Here is a 2,004-nt window from a genome sequence, read left to right as displayed (position 1 = left end):
CGTTTGATGATGAGCTACGGCGGGAGCGTTCGAAATGAATCGCGTAATTCTGGTGGGTGTTTTGTTGCTGGCGGGTTGTGGTGAAACGCCGCGCCCTGCTCCTGTTTATGTCGAGGTTAAAGTTCCTGTGCCGGTACCGTGCAAAACTGCCGAGGTATCAAAACCGGCGTTCGCTGTTGACCAATTAAAAATCGGTGCCCCCATTGATCAGCAGATGCGGGCGCTACGTGCAGAACGTCACCAGCGCATAGGCTACGAGAAAGTGTTAGAATCGGCTATAAATGCTTGCGAGTGATTAGCAGAAATAATATCAATATATTAATCTTTTAATTTAGTTCCCACCAGAACCAACCATCGGCTTCTATCATTGCTAGGCTTTGTTGAATAATAGGTAATCATGCTGTTTTTCCATGCCAGTTTTGGTTGAAAATGCTTGTCATCTCAGGTGTACAGTTTTCTCATGAGGCCTAACTGCATGATTTTACGTTGCGAGGATCCGTCGTTTCACTGGGTTGCCAGCATAAAATCTATTTATTCAACAAAGCCTCATTGCTATTGCATTTCTGCTATCCATCCTCCGGCTCTCTGTGTTGTTTTAATGGGGTTGTAATAACTCTTGTTATTTTGGCGGTCAACCCTTTCCGGGATTATAGGGGTTATAATGGTTGTCTTGAAGAGGGAGAGTCGCAAGCGCGGTAGTAGAGTTTTGTGTTACGGTGGCTTATTGATGCGAAATTTATGTGTTATCTAGCGCAACGCAAAAAGTAACACATAAATTCAATTTATTGTTTTATAATGATTTTAATGCATGGCCCGCACATGTCGCAGTTAATACAGCGTTTAGTAATAAGTAAAGCCACTTTAATCACTTACCTTTTTTATCTTCTATAATCAATTGGTTATTTGCTATTTGTATTCCTTACGATGGTTAACTATCTGTTTATTTGTACAGTATAAAAAACACTGGTACACTCACTTTCGTAACACAAAACCGCAACACAGACCGAAAATCACCACCTTAAAAATCCTCATGTGCGAGCCTCTCTCGCGATGGGCCACAGGATAAGGAATTTCAATGCCGCGCACTGTAACACAGAACCCCGAAAAGCCCAATAATGACGATTTTTTGAGCGCTTTAGAGCGCTGGGAGGGATGTAAGCCTCCATACACAAGCTCACACATGCGAATCTGTGCTACGGCAGCGAAAACCATACTCAAGTATCAGGGACAATCCCGGCGATCTAAGTACGAAAAAGAGAGCTATTTACGCATCGATTTCAGTAAGGCCGGTAAGGTTACATTCTATGCGGAGTTCCCCAAGAAAATGGGGCTGAAAGGGCGTAAATTGGGTGAATGGCCGGAACTGGCGATTCAACTTGCGCGTGAGAACGCGGTGGAAATGGCGGGGGATAGTCTGAGGGCTGAGTCGGTACATTTGGCTCTGGAAAGTTATCGTGCTGACCTTGAAGCGAAAGTACAACGCCAGAAATTAAGTGACCACAGCTACCGGACTTACTGCGCAAGGATAAAACAGATCGATTTAGCGTTTGGTGATCGTGAAGTGTTCGGTGATGTAACTTATGGAAGAATCATTGAAGTGCTGGATACCTGGATAGCAACAAAGTCTAATAACCATGCGCTTGAATTATTCGCCGAACTTCGCCGGTTTTGGAATTATTCTGCCCCGCAGTTGTGCAATGGGCGAAATGTTGCTGCTAGCATACCTGATGATTATGTATCTTCCCGTGTGCAACGGCCTGCGCCTACGCGCCTTTTTACTGATATCGAATCTATAGCGAAATTGTGGCTTAACGTCGCAGGGTGTACCTCCATCCATCAGAAAAATGCCATGCGTTTTATGATCCTGACGGGTGTACGCCCTATCAATGTCAGCAATCTTCAATGGTACTATGTCCAGGAAGATATAAAAGAAATTGTCTATCCAGCCGGGATAATTGGTATGCGTGGTGCGATGAAAACGCAGAAGGAGTTCAGGATCCCAAT

General features: G+C 44.5%; 3 protein-coding genes. All 3 read left to right on the top strand.

The window, feature by feature from the left end; translation table 11 throughout:
- Positions 1-34: 34 nt before the first annotated feature.
- On the top strand, positions 35-295 hold the full coding sequence (locus tag QZ506_RS11025; protein WP_291969381.1) for a hypothetical protein: 261 nt from the start codon (positions 35-37) through the stop codon (positions 293-295).
- Positions 296-486: 191 nt separating this feature from the next.
- A complete protein-coding gene (locus tag QZ506_RS11020; RefSeq protein WP_291971068.1) occupies positions 487-699 on the top strand; it encodes a hypothetical protein in 213 nt (70 codons plus the stop codon).
- Between the two features lie 376 nt (positions 700-1,075).
- The coding region (locus tag QZ506_RS11015) for a recombinase (RefSeq protein WP_291971066.1) at positions 1,076-2,004 on the top strand (929 nt) is incomplete at its 3' end.

It is taken from the genome of Candidatus Symbiopectobacterium sp. (assembly GCF_020054415.1).
Classification (GTDB): Bacteria; Pseudomonadota; Gammaproteobacteria; order Enterobacterales; family Enterobacteriaceae; genus Symbiopectobacterium.
This window is presented reverse-complemented; position numbering and strand designations above follow the sequence as displayed.

Bases quoted from the DNA above. Each gene is read 5' to 3' on its own strand.
- QZ506_RS11025 (WP_291969381.1), top strand. From the start codon at position 35: ATGAATCGCGTAATTCTGGTGGGTGTTTTGTTGCTGGCGGGTTGTGGT.